The organism is Pseudoalteromonas sp. RWi3, assembly GCF_054960735.1.
On sequence record NZ_JBHNYL010000020.1, the window covers coordinates 1 to 14,754 of the forward strand.

The 14,754-nt window shown below is 39.3% G+C and carries 15 protein-coding genes; 11 read left to right on the forward strand and 4 right to left on the reverse strand.

What is annotated here, in order from left to right:
* Nucleotides 1–40: 40 nt before the first annotated feature.
* Nucleotides 41–553, reverse strand: a complete 513-nt coding sequence (locus ACFI4Z_RS17370; protein WP_462671648.1) for a DUF2062 domain-containing protein — start codon at nucleotides 551–553, stop codon at nucleotides 41–43.
* Here ACFI4Z_RS17370 and ACFI4Z_RS17375 point away from each other — a divergent pair.
* Genes ACFI4Z_RS17375 through tcdA form a run of 7 tightly spaced genes read left to right on the forward strand, consistent with a single transcriptional unit; the run spans nucleotide 533 to nucleotide 7,994 of the window.
* Nucleotides 533–2,797, forward strand: coding sequence for a DNA internalization-related competence protein ComEC/Rec2 (locus ACFI4Z_RS17375; protein WP_462671649.1), 2,265 nt, complete (start codon nucleotides 533–535; stop codon nucleotides 2,795–2,797). The genes ACFI4Z_RS17370 and ACFI4Z_RS17375 overlap by 21 nt on opposite strands.
* A 58-nt stretch (nucleotides 2,798–2,855) precedes the next feature.
* Nucleotides 2,856–4,601 (forward strand): lipid A export permease/ATP-binding protein MsbA, encoded by a 1,746-nt coding sequence (gene msbA, locus ACFI4Z_RS17380; protein WP_462671650.1) that lies wholly within the window; start codon nucleotides 2,856–2,858, stop codon nucleotides 4,599–4,601.
* Nucleotides 4,598–5,578, forward strand: a complete 981-nt coding sequence (lpxK, locus tag ACFI4Z_RS17385) for a tetraacyldisaccharide 4'-kinase (RefSeq protein ID WP_462671651.1) — start codon at nucleotides 4,598–4,600, stop codon at nucleotides 5,576–5,578. The genes msbA and lpxK overlap by 4 nt, the downstream gene beginning before the upstream one ends.
* Nucleotides 5,568–5,765, forward strand: a complete 198-nt coding sequence (locus ACFI4Z_RS17390; RefSeq protein WP_394190807.1) for a Trm112 family protein — start codon at nucleotides 5,568–5,570, stop codon at nucleotides 5,763–5,765. Before lpxK ends, ACFI4Z_RS17390 begins: the two co-directional genes overlap by 11 nt.
* Nucleotides 5,753–6,526: a 3-deoxy-manno-octulosonate cytidylyltransferase gene (kdsB, locus tag ACFI4Z_RS17395; RefSeq protein WP_462671652.1), complete on the forward strand. Its 774-nt coding sequence runs from the start codon at nucleotides 5,753–5,755 to the stop codon at nucleotides 6,524–6,526. The genes ACFI4Z_RS17390 and kdsB overlap by 13 nt, the downstream gene beginning before the upstream one ends.
* Nucleotides 6,519–7,193 (forward strand): TIGR01621 family pseudouridine synthase, encoded by a 675-nt coding sequence (locus ACFI4Z_RS17400; protein ID WP_462671653.1) that lies wholly within the window; start codon nucleotides 6,519–6,521, stop codon nucleotides 7,191–7,193. The genes kdsB and ACFI4Z_RS17400 overlap by 8 nt, the downstream gene beginning before the upstream one ends.
* Nucleotides 7,194–7,994 (forward strand): tRNA cyclic N6-threonylcarbamoyladenosine(37) synthase TcdA, encoded by an 801-nt coding sequence (tcdA, locus tag ACFI4Z_RS17405; RefSeq protein WP_462671654.1) that lies wholly within the window; start codon nucleotides 7,194–7,196, stop codon nucleotides 7,992–7,994.
* On the opposite strand, the gene ACFI4Z_RS17410 is transcribed toward tcdA, so the two are convergent.
* From ACFI4Z_RS17410 to ACFI4Z_RS17420, 3 genes are all read right to left on the reverse strand, one after another.
* On the reverse strand, nucleotides 7,991–8,407 hold the full coding sequence (locus ACFI4Z_RS17410; protein WP_462671655.1) for a SufE family protein: 417 nt from the start codon (nucleotides 8,405–8,407) through the stop codon (nucleotides 7,991–7,993). The two genes, tcdA and ACFI4Z_RS17410, sit on opposite strands and share 4 nt — an antisense overlap.
* A gap of 13 nt (nucleotides 8,408–8,420) precedes the next feature.
* Nucleotides 8,421–9,635, reverse strand: a complete 1,215-nt coding sequence (locus ACFI4Z_RS17415; protein WP_462671656.1) for a SufS family cysteine desulfurase — start codon at nucleotides 9,633–9,635, stop codon at nucleotides 8,421–8,423.
* A 121-nt stretch (nucleotides 9,636–9,756) separates the two neighbouring features.
* Entirely contained in the window at nucleotides 9,757–11,043 is a 1,287-nt protein-coding gene (locus ACFI4Z_RS17420; protein WP_099293629.1) for a citrate synthase, read from the reverse strand.
* Nucleotides 11,044–11,456: 413 nt separating this feature from the next.
* Here ACFI4Z_RS17420 and sdhC point away from each other — a divergent pair, with 413 nt between their 5' ends.
* From sdhC to ACFI4Z_RS17440, 4 genes are read left to right on the forward strand one after another with little or no spacing between them, the layout of a single operon-like run.
* On the forward strand, nucleotides 11,457–11,834 hold the full coding sequence (gene sdhC, locus ACFI4Z_RS17425) for a succinate dehydrogenase, cytochrome b556 subunit (RefSeq protein WP_087534157.1): 378 nt from the start codon (nucleotides 11,457–11,459) through the stop codon (nucleotides 11,832–11,834).
* Entirely contained in the window at nucleotides 11,825–12,172 is a 348-nt protein-coding gene (sdhD, locus tag ACFI4Z_RS17430) for a succinate dehydrogenase, hydrophobic membrane anchor protein (protein ID WP_462671657.1), read from the forward strand. Before sdhC ends, sdhD begins: the two co-directional genes overlap by 10 nt.
* Nucleotides 12,173–13,945: a succinate dehydrogenase flavoprotein subunit gene (gene sdhA, locus ACFI4Z_RS17435; RefSeq protein WP_099293634.1), complete on the forward strand. Its 1,773-nt coding sequence runs from the start codon at nucleotides 12,173–12,175 to the stop codon at nucleotides 13,943–13,945. It abuts the gene before it with no gap.
* 10 nt (nucleotides 13,946–13,955) lie between these two features.
* Nucleotides 13,956–14,672 carry a succinate dehydrogenase iron-sulfur subunit gene (locus ACFI4Z_RS17440; RefSeq protein ID WP_058558735.1) on the forward strand — a complete coding sequence of 239 codons (717 nt, stop codon included), beginning with the start codon at nucleotides 13,956–13,958 and terminating at the stop codon, nucleotides 14,670–14,672.
* Nucleotides 14,673–14,754: the final 82 nt, after the last annotated feature.

The following is a 14,754-nucleotide window of genomic DNA, read 5'->3' on the forward strand; positions in this document are numbered from 1 at the left end:
TCTATATTTGGTACAAATGCGCTGTTTGACTATAGTTAAATTAGTCTTCTTTGTGACGGTTAATCCAAGCTTTGCGCACCGACCGACGCCAAAGTAAGTCGATTCCAAAGTAGCCAATCAATGAAGCGGCTGTTGCACATATTACTGAGCCTAATAAAAATGCGGGACCGATTGTGGTTAAACTTTCGATGAACCATTGCCAACTTGGCTCAAAAGCAAAATGTTGCTCTGGCTGCCCTAAAGCGATAGTACCAACTAAGTATGAACAATAAAAGATAGGCGGCATTGTCAATGGGTTGGTGATCCAAACAACGGCAACTGATATAGGTAGATTAACTCGTAATGGGATAGCTAGGGCTGCAGCTAAAACCATTTGAAAAGGAACAGGGATGAAAGCAAAGAATAAACCAACAGAAAAAGCCCCACGTGCTGAACGGCGATTAAGATGCCATAAATTTGCATCATGGAGTAAACGGCCGAAAATTTGTAAAAATTTATGCTGTTTAATCGTATTGTGATCGGGTAAAAACCGTTGGATCGTTTTTTTAGCCATTTAAAGCAACCATTTACATCAGTGTGGTTAAGCATTGGGTTTGTTATTGGTTGTGTTATAACCGTATTTTATTATCAGACCCTTGTATTTACTCTCTTCACATTATTAATTGTGATAGCAAGTGCCTATTTTAAGCCGTTTTTACCTGTAATGTTAGGTTTTATTTGCGGGATTTTAGCTGTTTGGTTACATTTTTTATGTTTTTATTCTATCTCTTGGCAAAAATTGAATGTAAATCAACCAAAGCTTGTTACGTTTGTTGTTCAAGAAATCATTTCTCAACGAGATAGCACATATTTAAAAGCAAGTATCACTCACCCTAAACACCTTACGCTAATAAAATCTCCCAAAGTATTAGTTACCTTAAAAACTGAGTATCCAATAAAGCTAGGGAGTACTGTCACAACTTGGTTAAAGTTAACTAAATACCGCAGTCAAAAAAATGTTGCTGGGTTTGATAAAGAACGCTCAGCATTTAGTCATCGTATTCTGTTCAAAGCCAAGCAAGTAGGTACAGCAATACAAATATCAAATGCTGTAGCAACAGATTTAATTTATAAATATCGGCAAAACATTCGAAATATCTATGGTGATACTCATATGAGTTGGCTTTATTATGCCCTTATGACGGGTGATAAAAGCTTAATGTCGTATGAGCATAAACAAACACTTCAAGCTTTTGGTATAAGTCACTTATTAGCAATTTCTGGTTTACACATAGGGCTTATATTTAGTATTGGCTATTTTGCTTGCAAATATACTCTGTGGGTTTTTATCCGAACTATCAAACAATCTGTCAATTTATCAATTTTCTACAGTGTAGCTGGTTTTTGCTTAGCTTTTTGCTATGTCTATTTAAGTGACTTTTTAGTTTCTGCAAGTCGGGCGTTAATAATGCTAGCCTGTATTTTGATAGTTTATTATTCATCTAAGCAGGCACTTAGATGGCGCGCCTTATTATTTGCACTCGTTCTAGTTTTAGCTATTAACCCATTCAGTTTATTGAACCCCGGATTGTATCTTTCATTTGTTGCTGTGGGAGTGATTTTTGTTTTAGTAAAGCGAATGCCACACGCAAAGCCCACATTTATTACTTTTTTTAAAGGCTTAATAGTACTGCAATGTGCACTTTTTGTGGGGTTACTCCCACTAACCCTTTTTTTCTTTAATGGGGTTAGTTTGATTGGCATGTTAGTTAACCTAATAGCTGTGCCGCTCATAAGCTTTATTGTAATGCCTTCTTTACTATTCATTAGTATGCTTAGTATGGCTTTTGATATGACTTTGATGCTTTGTATATTAGATAGCTTTATCCTATTTTGTTTTGATGGATTGTTATTAATTCCAGTTGAAATACGTTGGTTTAATGCTCCTTCAATAGCTTTATCAGTAATTCTCACAACTTATTTAAGTGCACTCATATTTTATGTGTTGCCAAATTGGAAAGTTATTAGTTTATTGCCGCTTACTATTACCTCAATTGATTATTACCTGACGCCAAAACCAAATTGGCAACTAAGTGTTTTTGATGTAGGCCATGGGACCATGATCTTGATAACGAAAGACAACGAAGGCTTTGTATACGATCTAGGACCTATCTACTTTAATCGTTTTACGCGAATTTACTCTACCTTAAAGCCTTATCTCGAAAACAATCAAATTGAGGTAGCACATACAGTAATAAGTCATGATGACAAAGATCACTCTGGTGGATTAAAAGAATGGATAAAACTCGGTTATGAGGACACATTTAAAATAACACAGCCAGAAGGTGTTAAATCTCCATGTTTTGCACAAAAATTAAATTTCAATAATTTACTTATTACAATGAGTCATAAAGTTGGAAAACACTATTCTGACAACGATAACTCATGCATTGTTCACATATCTGACGGTAGCAACAGTGTACTGTTGCCCGGTGATATTACAAAACTTCGCGAACAAGAATTGATAAAAGATCAAACGATTTTAAAGAGTACAGTACTTGTAAGCCCACATCATGGCAGTAAAACATCATCAAGTGATATGTTTATTAAAGCAGTCTCTCCAGAGGTTGTTATCCATTCAACAGCTTTTAAAGGCCAGTGGAATCTACCTCATCAAGAAGTATTAAAGCGCTATGAAGCGATCAATGCACAGCAATTCTCAACAGCCGAGCATGGTCAAATCATCATCAAGTTTTATCAAGATAGTTATGAAATAAGCTCTGCGAGAGCACAAAGTGATTGGTTTATAAAAGATTGAGTTTAGTTTTATGTTGCTGGAGGCTACAATACACGAAGACTTAGAATTAGAGAGTGTTATGGATCAAACAACATCGCAAATTTACAAGCGTTTGTTATCTTACGTGGGTAATTATAAAAGCATCGCAATCTTAGCTGTTATAGGCATGATCGGCTATTCCGCCATGGATGCATTGTTTATCCAATTGATGAAACCGTTTATCGATGAGGGCCTAAATGAGCGTAATAGTGACGTACTAAAGTATGCACCATTTGTTGTGGTTGCACTCGTGTTTGGTCGTGGTTTTTTTAACTATATGTCTTCATATTGCTTGAGTTACGTAGGCTCGCAAGTGGTGCGTTCATTACGACAACAATTATTTGAGCATATCCTGCATTTACCCGTTTCTTTTCATGATAAAAACTCTACTGGCGATTTAATATCAAAAATTACTTTTGATACAGAACAAGTACAACAAGCGATTACTAAAGCGATGCTAATCGTGGTACGGGAAGGCGCTTTTGTAGTGTTTTTACTTACCGTTATGTTCTACACCAGTTGGAAGTTGTCTTTAATATTTTTGATTATCATTCCATTAGTAGCAGTTATTGTCAGTATCGTGTCAAAACGATTTCGTCATATATCTAAAAATATTCAGTCAGCGATGGGGCAGGTCACCCGAAGTTCTGAACAAATGCTCAGTGGTCATAAAGTAATACATGGCTTTGGCGGCCAAAAGCAGGAAATTGATCAGTTTGCTACTATTAATAATCACAACCGCCAGCAACGTATTAAAATGGATGCGACAAAAGCACTGAGTGTCTCAGTGATTCAAATATTAGCAGCCAGTGCTATGGCGGTTATTTTGTTTGTTGTATCAATGCCATCGATGATCGACACCATCAGCTCTGGTGATTTTGTTGTACTTATTTCATCGATGATGATGTTGTTACGACCGTTGAAGCAGCTTGCGAACGTGAATAGCGATTTACAACGAGGTATTTCTGCTGCACAGAGTATTTTTTTGGTACTAGATGAAGAAGTAGAAAAAGATACCGGCACAATAAGCGTTGATAAAGTAAAAGGGTTAATCGAAGTTAAAAATGTAACCTTTAACTACCCAACAAAAGAAGAGCCCGTACTACGTGATTTATCGCTGAGCATAAAAGCAGGAGAGAGTATTGCGTTAGTGGGTCGTTCTGGCTCTGGTAAGTCAACTATCTCTAATTTATTACCACGTTATTACGATTTACAAGCGCCTAGCGAAATCTTATTAGACGGCGTTGCACTGAGTGAATATAAACTTGCTGACTTACGACGACAGTTTGCCTTGGTATCACAGCAAGTAGTGTTATTTAACGATACTATCGCGAATAATATTAGCTATGGCATTACACGTACATTAAGTGACGATGAGCTGTTAGCCGTCGCTAAACAAGCCCATGTATGGGAGTTTGTAAAAGATTTACCTGATGGTTTAAATACCATGGTGGGTGAAAACGGGGTAATGCTTTCAGGTGGGCAACGCCAACGTATTGCTATTGCACGCGCAATCTTAAAAGATGCGCCTATTTTAATTTTAGATGAAGCTACATCAGCCCTTGATACGGAATCTGAAAAGCTGATTCAACAAGCGCTCGATCAACTAATGAAAGATAAAACATCGATTGTTATTGCACATCGACTTTCGACAATCGAAAAAAGCGACCGTATTTACGTAATAGATAATGGCCAAGTTATTGAAAGTGGCGATCATCAGGCACTACTTAAAAATGACGGCACATATGCTGCTTTATGCAAAATGCAGTTTGGTGAGCAAGGGTGAACAAGATAGAACAAAGCTGGTATAAAAGCTTTAGCTTTTTAACCTTACTACTTTTACCATTGAGCGGGCTTTTTTGGCTTATTTCAACACTGCGTTGCTTATGCTATAGACTAGGCCTGTTTGAGCAATTTAAAGGCGATTTGCCGGTTATTGTGGTAGGTAATATTAGTGTGGGCGGTAATGGCAAAACACCGTTTGTTATTTGGCTTGCTCAATATTTACAGCAATACGGTTTAAAGGTTGCCGTTATTAGCCGCGGCTATGGTGGCTCTTCTGATAGTTACCCTTTAATTGTAGATGGTTCAACCACCACAGCGCAAGCAGGGGATGAACCTGTACTTATTCAGCGCCGATTAGGTTGCCCTGTTGTTGTAGGTCCAGATAGAAAAGCCAATATAAAGCTGTTAAATACAAATTACGATTTAGATGTAATTATCTCAGATGATGGCATGCAGCATTATAAAATGGGTCGCGACATAGAGTGCTGCATAGTGGACAGCGAGCGCCGCTTTGGCAATGGATTTTTGATGCCAGCAGGCCCATTGCGTGAAACTACAAAGCGTTTAAAATTGGTTGATTTAGTAGTAGAAAACGGAGGTGCTGATAACTTTAATTATCAATTACAGGCATCTACCTTATTAAATGTGGCTACTGGTGAAAAAACGGAAGCTCTACTAGATAGTGGTCATGCAGTAAGTGCAATTGGAAACCCAACGCGATTTGAAAATACACTGCAAAACTCAGGTGTTAAGTTACTTTCTACGGCGCATTATCGCGACCACTATGCTTATACCCCCGCTGATTTTGAAAAATATAACGATGAAATTGTCATTATGACAGAGAAAGATGCGGTAAAATGCCGCGCTTTTGCTAAACCAAATTGGTACTTTTTACCTGTTGATGCTAAGCCATCAACCGCGGTAATTAATAAACTCAATCTATTACTTAAAGAAAAAGGGATCCTCAATGGCCTTTGATACAAAATTACTTGAAATTATCGCCTGCCCAGTGTGCAAGGGTAAATTACGCTTTGACAAAGAAAATAACGAATTAATAAGCACGGCGGCAAAGTTAGCTTACCCAGTTATTGATGACATTCCTGTATTGCTTGAAAACGAAGCGAGAGAGTTAAGCCAAGAAGAGGTAGAAAAGTGGAATTCGTAGTCGTTATTCCTGCACGTTACGCCTCGACACGACTGCCAGGTAAACCCCTTGCCGATATTTGTGGTAAGCCGATGATTCAACATGTATATGAAAAAGCCCTTGCTTCTGGCGCAAGTAAGGTTGTTATTGCAACCGATCATCAAAAAGTCTTTGATGCGGTCAAGACGTTTACTAGTGATGTGTTAATGACACGTGAAGATCATCAGTCAGGCACAGAGCGCTTAGCAGAAGTAATGGATTTACTTAACCTCAGCGATGACACCATTGTTGTTAATGTACAAGGTGATGAACCGTTACTAGCTAGTGAAAATGTAAGCCAAGTTGCTGCATTATTGGCTGATTCGGTTGCACCAATGGCTACTTTGAGTGTTGCAATTGAAGACATTGAAGAAGTTTTTAACCCAAATGCGGTAAAAGTAGTGAGTGATGTTCATAAAAATGCACTTTATTTCTCCCGAGCTAGCATTCCATTTGATCGCGCTAACATGATGGATTCAACTAATAATGCTCTCGTAGACAAAGCAAACTACCAACGTCATGTAGGTATATATGCTTATCGTGCAGGGTTTATTAAACAATACATTGAACTTAGCCCTTCACCGCTGGAACAATTAGAGTCTTTAGAACAGTTACGTGTGCTTTATCATGGCCATCAGATAAAAATTGAGCAAGCACAAGTTACACCTCATGCAGGTGTTGATACCCCTGAAGATTTAGCACGGGTAGTGCATTATTTAAAAAGTAATTCGTTGAGTGAATAAGCAGTTAGCTTTAACAGTTATTGCCGAGCATAAAGACTTTTATGTTATTGAAAAACCAGCAGGGCTTAACTTCCACAGTGAAGATGGGCCAGGTTTTGTGGTTTTAGCTGAGCAACAATTAAATGAAAAATTATTTGCTGTTCATCGGTTAGATAAGGTCACCTCTGGATTAATTATTTTAGCGCGAAGCAACCAAGCTGCAGCCCAGTTTACACGGCTTTTTACCGCGCATGAGGTTGATAAGTTTTATTTGGCTTTATCAGACGCTAAGCCAAAGAAAAAACAAGGCTGGGTAAAAGGGGATATGGCTAAGTCTCGTCGAAGTAGCTTTAAGCTTTTAAAAACCCAAACTAACCCAGCCATCACACGGTTTTATTCATTCAGTGTAGCTGCTAATTTACGCGGATATATTTTAAAGCCGTACTCAGGTAAAACACATCAATTACGTGTTGCATTAAAAAGTATTGCCGCCCCGATTTTAGGTGATTCGCTTTATGGTGGCACTGATTGCCAGCGTACCTATTTGCATGCTTATGCACTTTGCTTTACCTGGCAAAGTGAGCGATTTGAGTTTATTTGCAAACCAAATTGCCACACCCTTTATGGACAATTAATTAAACATGATAACTTTCACACATGGCAACAGCCATGGAACTTGGATTGGTAAATGACAGACTCTGTAACAGATATTCGTTTTGGTGGAATAAAGCGCTTATATGGTCATCAGCAATTTGCTTGGCTTCAAGATGCACACTTTTGTGTTATTGGCATCGGTGGCGTAGGCAGTTGGGCTGCAGAAGCATTAGCTCGAACAGGTGTTGGTAAACTCACGCTCATTGATCTTGATGATATATGTGCGACCAACGTAAACCGCCAAATTCATGCGCTAACAGGTACTGTTGGTGAGGCTAAAGTTGATGCAATGAAAGCGCGCTGTCAGCTTATTAACCCTGAATGCGAAATTGATACCATTGATGATTTTATCACTGTGGATAATATTCGAGAACATATTAAAGATTTTGATTATGTAATTGATTGTATTGATGCAGTCAAAGAAAAAGCAGCACTGATAGCCCATTGTAAGCGCAATAAACTACCTATTATTACAACTGGTGGCGCAGGCGGGCAAACTGATCCGAGTCAAATAACATTTGGTGATGTTGCAAAATCGACTCAAGATCCACTACTTGCGAAAGTTCGCTATATTTTACGCAAACAGTATAACTTTAGTAGCAACCCTAAGCGTAAATTTAATATTGACTGTGTTTTTTCTACAGAGCAGTTAGTTTACCCAGGTTCAGACGGCAGTGTATGTCATGCAAAACAAAATGCAGATGGCTCTATGAATATGGATTGTAATAATGGCTTTGGCTCAGTGACTATGATCACAGGCAGCTTTGGCTTTTTTGTAGCAGCCAAAGCCGTACGTAAATATTTAGATAAAAAACAACGGTTAGCTAAAGCTTAAAGCGACTTTTGTTCAGCCATTGCTTGAATACGTTCGACAATGGCTTTGATACCATTTCCTCGTGAAGGGCTTAAGTGGCTTATTAAACCAAGCTTTTCAAACTCTTCAAATGCATTTATGGCTAACACTTGACTCGGGGTTAAGCCATTATATAAAGATAATATAAGTGCAAGCAGGCCTTTTACTATACGTGTATCTGAATCCCCAATAATAACCAAACAGTTTTCTTGCAGATCAAACTCTAAATACAGCCAAACTTTACTTTCACAACCTGGTACAAGTGCATCTGGTGTTTTTAAAACCTCGGGCATTGTCGGTAATTGTTTACCAAGTAGCATGATTTCACGGTATTTTTGTTGCCATGCAGGGGAATTATTTAATGTGTCAGCGAGTTCTTTAAACGTTTTATTCATTGCTTATCTACTTTTAATCTAATAAAGCGATGCATTCGTGCAGAGCATTAATGAAAATATCTATATCTTGGAAAGTATTATAAAAGCAAAAGCTTGCTCGTACACTGCCGTTAATACCTAAATGTGTCATTAAAGGTTGGGTACAATGGTGGCCGCTTCGAACGGCAACACCAAATCCATCAAGTAATGTCGCAATATCAAATGGATGTTCGTCTTTGTAATTAAAACAAATGGTGCCTATATTATGTTCTAAATTACTGTAAATTGTGATGCCATCAATATTATTTAACTTATCTACCGCATAGTTAAATAACATTTGTTCGTAGTCATAAACAGCTTTCTTATCAAGCGCAGTGAGATAATCTAATGCGGCGGAAAAACCGATTACACCAGCAATATTAGGTGTGCCGGCTTCAAACTTGGCCGGTGCATCACGAAAGGTGCTTTGCAGTAGACTTACCGTTTCTATCATTTCCCCACCAGTCTGATAAGGCTGTAAGGCGTTTAACCGCTCATATTTACCGTACAGTCCACCAACGCCAGTTGGACCAAGCATTTTGTGTGCAGAGAACACATAAAAGTCACAATCGAGAATATTTAAATCAGGCTGTAGGTGCATGGCACCTTGAGCACCATCAACAACAGTGATGGTGTTAAAATCTTTTACAGCGCTAAGCAGTGGGCTTAGGTTTGTTATATTTCCAAGAGCATTAGATGCATGAGTGAGCGTAAGCACACTTGGTTTAATTTGTTCTAAAAATTCGACACAGGTTGCAATATTGAATGTCGCATCCGCTTCAAGCGGTAATATATGTAATTTCGCACCGGTTTTAAGTGCTAATTGTTGCCAAGGGACGATGTTTGCATGATGTTCAAGTGGGGTAATTACGATACTTGAATTTTTATCAAGTTGCTCGGTTAAACCATTAGCTATTAGGTTAAGTGCTTCAGTTGCGCCTTTAGTCCAAACGATTTCGCGGCTTTGCACATTAAAATAATGAGCAACTTTATCACGCGTTTGCTCATAAGCTGTTGTTGCTTGTTCGCTAAGTGTATGACGACCTCGATGAACATTCGCATTCTGCTCAGTATAAAACATTTCAGTGGCAGTAATGACTGACTGGGGCTTTTGTGATGTTGCAGCAGAGTCTAAATAAACTAAGGGTTGATTGTTTATCTGTTGAGTTAAAATGGGAAAATCAGCACGAATTTTTTCAACAGTAAACATAGAAAAACCAAACAATACAAAGTAGCAGGGATTGTAATGGCTTTAATATATTTCTCAACTGTTATAGTAAAACAAATAACAAAAAAGGCCGCAAATGCGGCCTTTTTATCATTAATAAAAATTAACGCTTGTCTGTAGATACGTAATCACGGTGTGTGTGACCAGTATAAAGCTGACGTGGACGGCTGATCTTATGACCTGGTTGAGAAAGCATCTCATCCCAGTGAGTGATCCAACCTACAGTACGTGCCATTGCAAAAATTACAGTGAACATGCTAGTAGGGATACCGATTGCTTTTAAGATGATACCTGAGTAGAAATCTACGTTAGGGTAAAGTTTCTTCTCAACAAAGTACGGGTCTTCAAGGGCAATTTGTTCAAGTTTCATTGCAATATCAAGCAGTGGATCTTGAATGTTAAGCTCTTCTAATACTTCGTGACACGTTTGACGCATTACTGTTGCACGTGGATCGAAGTTTTTATAAACACGGTGACCAAAGCCCATTAAACGGAATGGGTCCGCTTTATCTTTTGCTTTTGCTACGTATTCATCGATACGGTCAACTGAACCAATTTCTTCTAACATGTTTAAACATGCTTCGTTAGCACCGCCGTGAGCTGGGCCCCAAAGAGAAGCAATACCAGCAGCGATACATGCATACGGATTTGCACCAGAAGAACCAGCAAGACGTACTGTAGACGTTGATGCATTTTGTTCGTGGTCAGCATGAAGCATAAAGATTTTATCCATTGCTTTAGCTGTTACTGGGTTAACTTTGTACTCTTCAGCAGGTACAGAGAACATCATGTGTAAGAAGTTTTCTGCATAGCTTAAGTCGTTACGTGGGTAAACGAATGGCTGACCAATGTTTGTCTTGTAAGCCATAGCAGCAATAGTAGGTAGTTTTGCAACTAACTTGATAGCGCTTGTTTTACGTTGATTTGCATCAGTGATATCAAGGTCTTCATGATAAAAAGAAGATAAAGCACCAACCACACCACAAAGCATTGCCATAGGGTGTGCATCGAAGCGGAAACCTTGGAAAAAGTTAGCAATTTTTTCGTCAAGCATGGTGCTGCGAGTAACTTGTTCAGCAAACTCAGTGTACTGCTCTTTAGTTGGTAATTCACCATTCAACAATAAGTAGCAAAGTTCAACGTAGTCTGAACCTTCAGCTAATTGTTCGATTGGGTAGCCACGGTGAAGTAGGATGCCTTTGCCGCCATCAATATATGTGATTGAAGACTCGCAAGAACCAGTCGACATGAAACCCGGGTCGTAAGTAAAGTGACCATGAGAACCAAGTGTACGTACGTCAATGACATCTTGACCTGCAGTACCTTGGTAAATCGGAAGTTCGATTGGATCTAGACCATCAATATGGACTGTGGCTTTCTTATCCGCCATCTATTTATCTCCTATTAAGATAACAACTCTGATTGTTATGTTCTGAATCTGTTTAAGCACATCCTTTCCATTTTAACGTGAAAGAGGGGGTTAAAGTCAATTTTTATAAACATTATGCACAAATGTATAATAAATATTCTGTCAGGATTAAATATTATACCATTGGCTAATTCGCAAACGTCTCTAACTAAACAAGAATTGTAAAAAGACCTTTGGCTATATATACTATTGAAGGTTTTATACCGTATTGTCTGTAGGTAAATATTATTTTTACATCTAAATTTTGCATAAATGTGAACTTTATTCGTAACTAATAAGTTTATTTAGATAGTTCCATCAAAAAAATTTCTTTTTTGGTGGGTTTAGAAAAACAAGTAGATGAGCCCCTATGTGGGCAAGATGGGCAAGTAACTGTGAAAAAGCAAAGACCTGTAAATCTAGATCTAACAACTATATCTATGCCGGCAACGGCTAAAGCATCAATCTTTCACCGCGTCACCGGTGTTGCATTATTTTTTGCTTTAACGTTTGTCATTTGGGCTTGGTCTGAGTCTCTTTCTTCTGCTGAAGGTTTTGAATTCGTCAAGGGTCTGTTTAGCGGATTCATTGCCAAATTTATAGCTTGGGGCACCATTTCTGTATTGGCGTATCACCTTATCGGTGGTATCCGTCATATCATTATGGACATGGGACATTGGGAAGAACTTGAATCAGGTAACTTCAGCGCTAAAATAGCAATGGCACTTGGCGTTGTAGCTTCTGTATTAGCAGGGGTGTGGATATGGTTTTAAATCAAGCAACTCTTAAACGTGATGGCGTACAAGATTATGTTTCATTACGTACCACGGCACTAGTAATTACCGCTTATGCGATTTTTATTATTGGCTATTTCTTAGCGACGCCTGAAGTCACTTACGAAGCATGGCAAGGCCTGTTTTCAAACCTAGCAATGAAAGGGGCTACGTTAATTACCCTTGTTTGCATTATGGTTCACACCCGTATTGGCCTTTGGCAAGTACTAACAGACTATGTTAAATGCGCAAAGTTGCGTGCAGTTTTAGGGTTTGTATTAAACCTTATGGCTGCGGCATACGTAGCTATTGGTCTAATCGTTTTATGGGGTGTTTAAGTGAAATATTCTGTTCGTGAATTTGATGCCGTAGTGATCGGGGCAGGTGGCGCGGGTATGCGTGCTGCTCTTGCAATCACTGAATCAGGTAAAACCTGTGCACTTATCTCAAAAGTGTTCCCAACCCGTTCTCATACTGTGTCAGCACAGGGTGGTATCACGGTTGCATTGGGTAACTCACATGAAGATAACTGGGAATGGCATATGTACGATACGGTCAAGGGTTCCGATTTTATCGGCGACCAAGACGCTATCGAGTACATGTGTAATACAGGCCCAGAAGCAATTACTGAACTTGAAAATATGGGTTTACCATTTTCTCGTTTTGAAAATGGCCGTGTTTACCAACGTCCTTTCGGTGGTCAATCGAAAAACTTTGGTGGTGAACAAGCTGCACGTACTGCAGCAGCAGCTGACCGTACAGGTCACGCATTGTTACACCTTCTTTACCAGCAAAATGTAAAAAACAAAACTAACGTGTTCTCTGAGTGGTACGCGTTAGATTTAGTTAAAAATGACGATGGTAATGTTGTTGGTTGTACTGCTATCGATATTGAAACAGGCGAAGTTGTTTATTTCAAATCAAAAGCTGTGGTACTAGCAACAGGTGGTGCGGGTCGTATTTTCGCTTCAACTACTAATGCTCACATCAATACTGGTGACGGTGTTGGTATGGCAACACGTGCTGGTATTTCTATGCAAGACATGGAAATGTGGCAGTTCCACCCAACCGGTATTGCTGGTGCGGGTACGCTAGTAACTGAAGGTTGTCGTGGTGAAGGTGGTTATCTTTTAAATAAAGACGGCGAACGTTTCATGGAACGTTATGCACCAAATGCTAAAGATTTAGCGTCACGTGATGTTGTTGCCCGTTCAATGATGACAGAGATTCGTGAAGGTCGTGGTTGTGATGGTCCTTGGGGTCCACACATCAAGTTGAAACTTGATCATTTAGGCGAAGAAACGCTTAATCTACGTCTTCCAGGCGTTTGTGACTTAGCTAAAACATTTGCACATGTTGACCCAGCTAAAGAACCAATTCCAGTAATTCCAACATGTCACTATATGATGGGTGGCGTGCCAACTAATGTAAATGGACAAGCACTACAAATTGATGCCAATGGCAACGAGAAAGTAGTTGAAGGTTTATTTGCCGTAGGTGAGATTGCTTGTGTATCTGTACACGGTGCAAACCGCTTAGGTGGTAACTCATTACTTGATTTAGTTGTATTTGGTCGTGCTGCAGGTAACTTCCTTGGTACTTACCTAAATGATGTAGAAGTATCTAAGAATGCTTCTGATTCAGACCTGGAAGCGTCACTTGCACGCTTTAATCGTTGGGAAAACTCAACAGTTGGTCAAGGTGAAGACCCAGTACAAATTAAGAAAGATCTACAGCAATGTATGCAATTGAATTTCTCGGTTTTCCGTGAAGGTGATTCAATGGCATCAGGTCTTCAAGAGCTGAAAGAAATTCGTGAGCGTTTGCAGCATGCACGTCTTGATGACAAGTCATCAGATTTCAATACTGCACGTATCGAATGTCTAGAGCTAGACAACTTAATGGAAACAGCATACTCAACTGCAGTAGCTGCAAACTTCCGTACTGAAAGCCGTGGTGCACACTCTCGCTTTGACTTCCCGGATCGTGATGATACGAATTGGCTATGTCACTCAATTTTCAATCCAACTACGGATGAAATGAGTAAGCGTGATGTAAACTACGCGCCTAAGATGCGTGAAGCATTTCCACCTAAAGCACGTACATACTAGGAGCGAGACGATGGCACAAGTACAATTTTCTGTATATCGTTACAATCCAGATGTTGATAACGCCCCACGTATGCAAGAGTACACTTTGCAAACGGAAGAAGGCCACGACATGATGGTATTGGATGCACTTTTACTTTTAAAAGAGCAAGATCCAACATTATCTTTCCGTCGCTCATGCCGTGAAGGTGTGTGTGGTTCTGACGGTGTCAACATGAATGGTAAAAATGGTTTGGCATGTATAACACCTTTATCTACGCTACAAAAAAATGGCAAAGGTAAAATCGTTGTTCGTCCATTACCGGGCTTACCAGTGGTACGTGACCTTGTTATTGACATGAGTCAGTTCTACACTCAATACGAGAAAGTAAAACCATATCTAATTAACGACACGCCAGCGGCGGGTGAGCGCCTTCAGTCAATTGAAGAACGTGATAAATTAGATGGTCTTTATGAATGTATTTTGTGTGCATGTTGTTCAACATCGTGTCCTTCGTTCTGGTGGAATCCAGACAAGTTCATAGGTCCAGCTGGTCTTCTTCATGCTTACCGTTTCTTGGCTGATAGCCGAGATACAGCAACAGAAGAACGTTTAGCTGACTTAGACGATGCGTTCAGCGTGTTCCGTTGTCACAGTATCATGAACTGTGTTAGCGTTTGTCCTAAAGGTCTTAATCCGACTAAAGCAATTGGACAAATCAAATCAATGTTATTAAACCGCTCGGTTTAATTGTGTTGTAAAAAGTAAGGTGGCTACTAATTGTTAGCCACCTTGTTATATAACAATTAATTTCTGCGCTAAAGAAAAGGGC

Coding starts and splice junctions, on each gene's coding strand:
- ACFI4Z_RS17370 (WP_462671648.1), bottom strand. CDS start 553: ATGGCTAAAAAAACGATCCAACGGTTTTTACCCGATCACAATACGATT.
- msbA (WP_462671650.1), top strand. CDS start 2,856: ATGGATCAAACAACATCGCAAATTTACAAGCGTTTGTTATCTTACGTG.
- ACFI4Z_RS17390 (WP_394190807.1), top strand. CDS start 5,568: ATGGCCTTTGATACAAAATTACTTGAAATTATCGCCTGCCCAGTGTGC.
- tcdA (WP_462671654.1), top strand. CDS start 7,194: ATGACAGACTCTGTAACAGATATTCGTTTTGGTGGAATAAAGCGCTTA.
- ACFI4Z_RS17410 (WP_462671655.1), bottom strand. CDS start 8,407: ATGAATAAAACGTTTAAAGAACTCGCTGACACATTAAATAATTCCCCT.
- ACFI4Z_RS17415 (WP_462671656.1), bottom strand. CDS start 9,635: ATGTTTACTGTTGAAAAAATTCGTGCTGATTTTCCCATTTTAACTCAA.
- ACFI4Z_RS17420 (WP_099293629.1), bottom strand. CDS start 11,043: ATGGCGGATAAGAAAGCCACAGTCCATATTGATGGTCTAGATCCAATC.
- sdhD (WP_462671657.1), top strand. CDS start 11,825: ATGGTTTTAAATCAAGCAACTCTTAAACGTGATGGCGTACAAGATTAT.
- ACFI4Z_RS17440 (WP_058558735.1), top strand. CDS start 13,956: ATGGCACAAGTACAATTTTCTGTATATCGTTACAATCCAGATGTTGAT.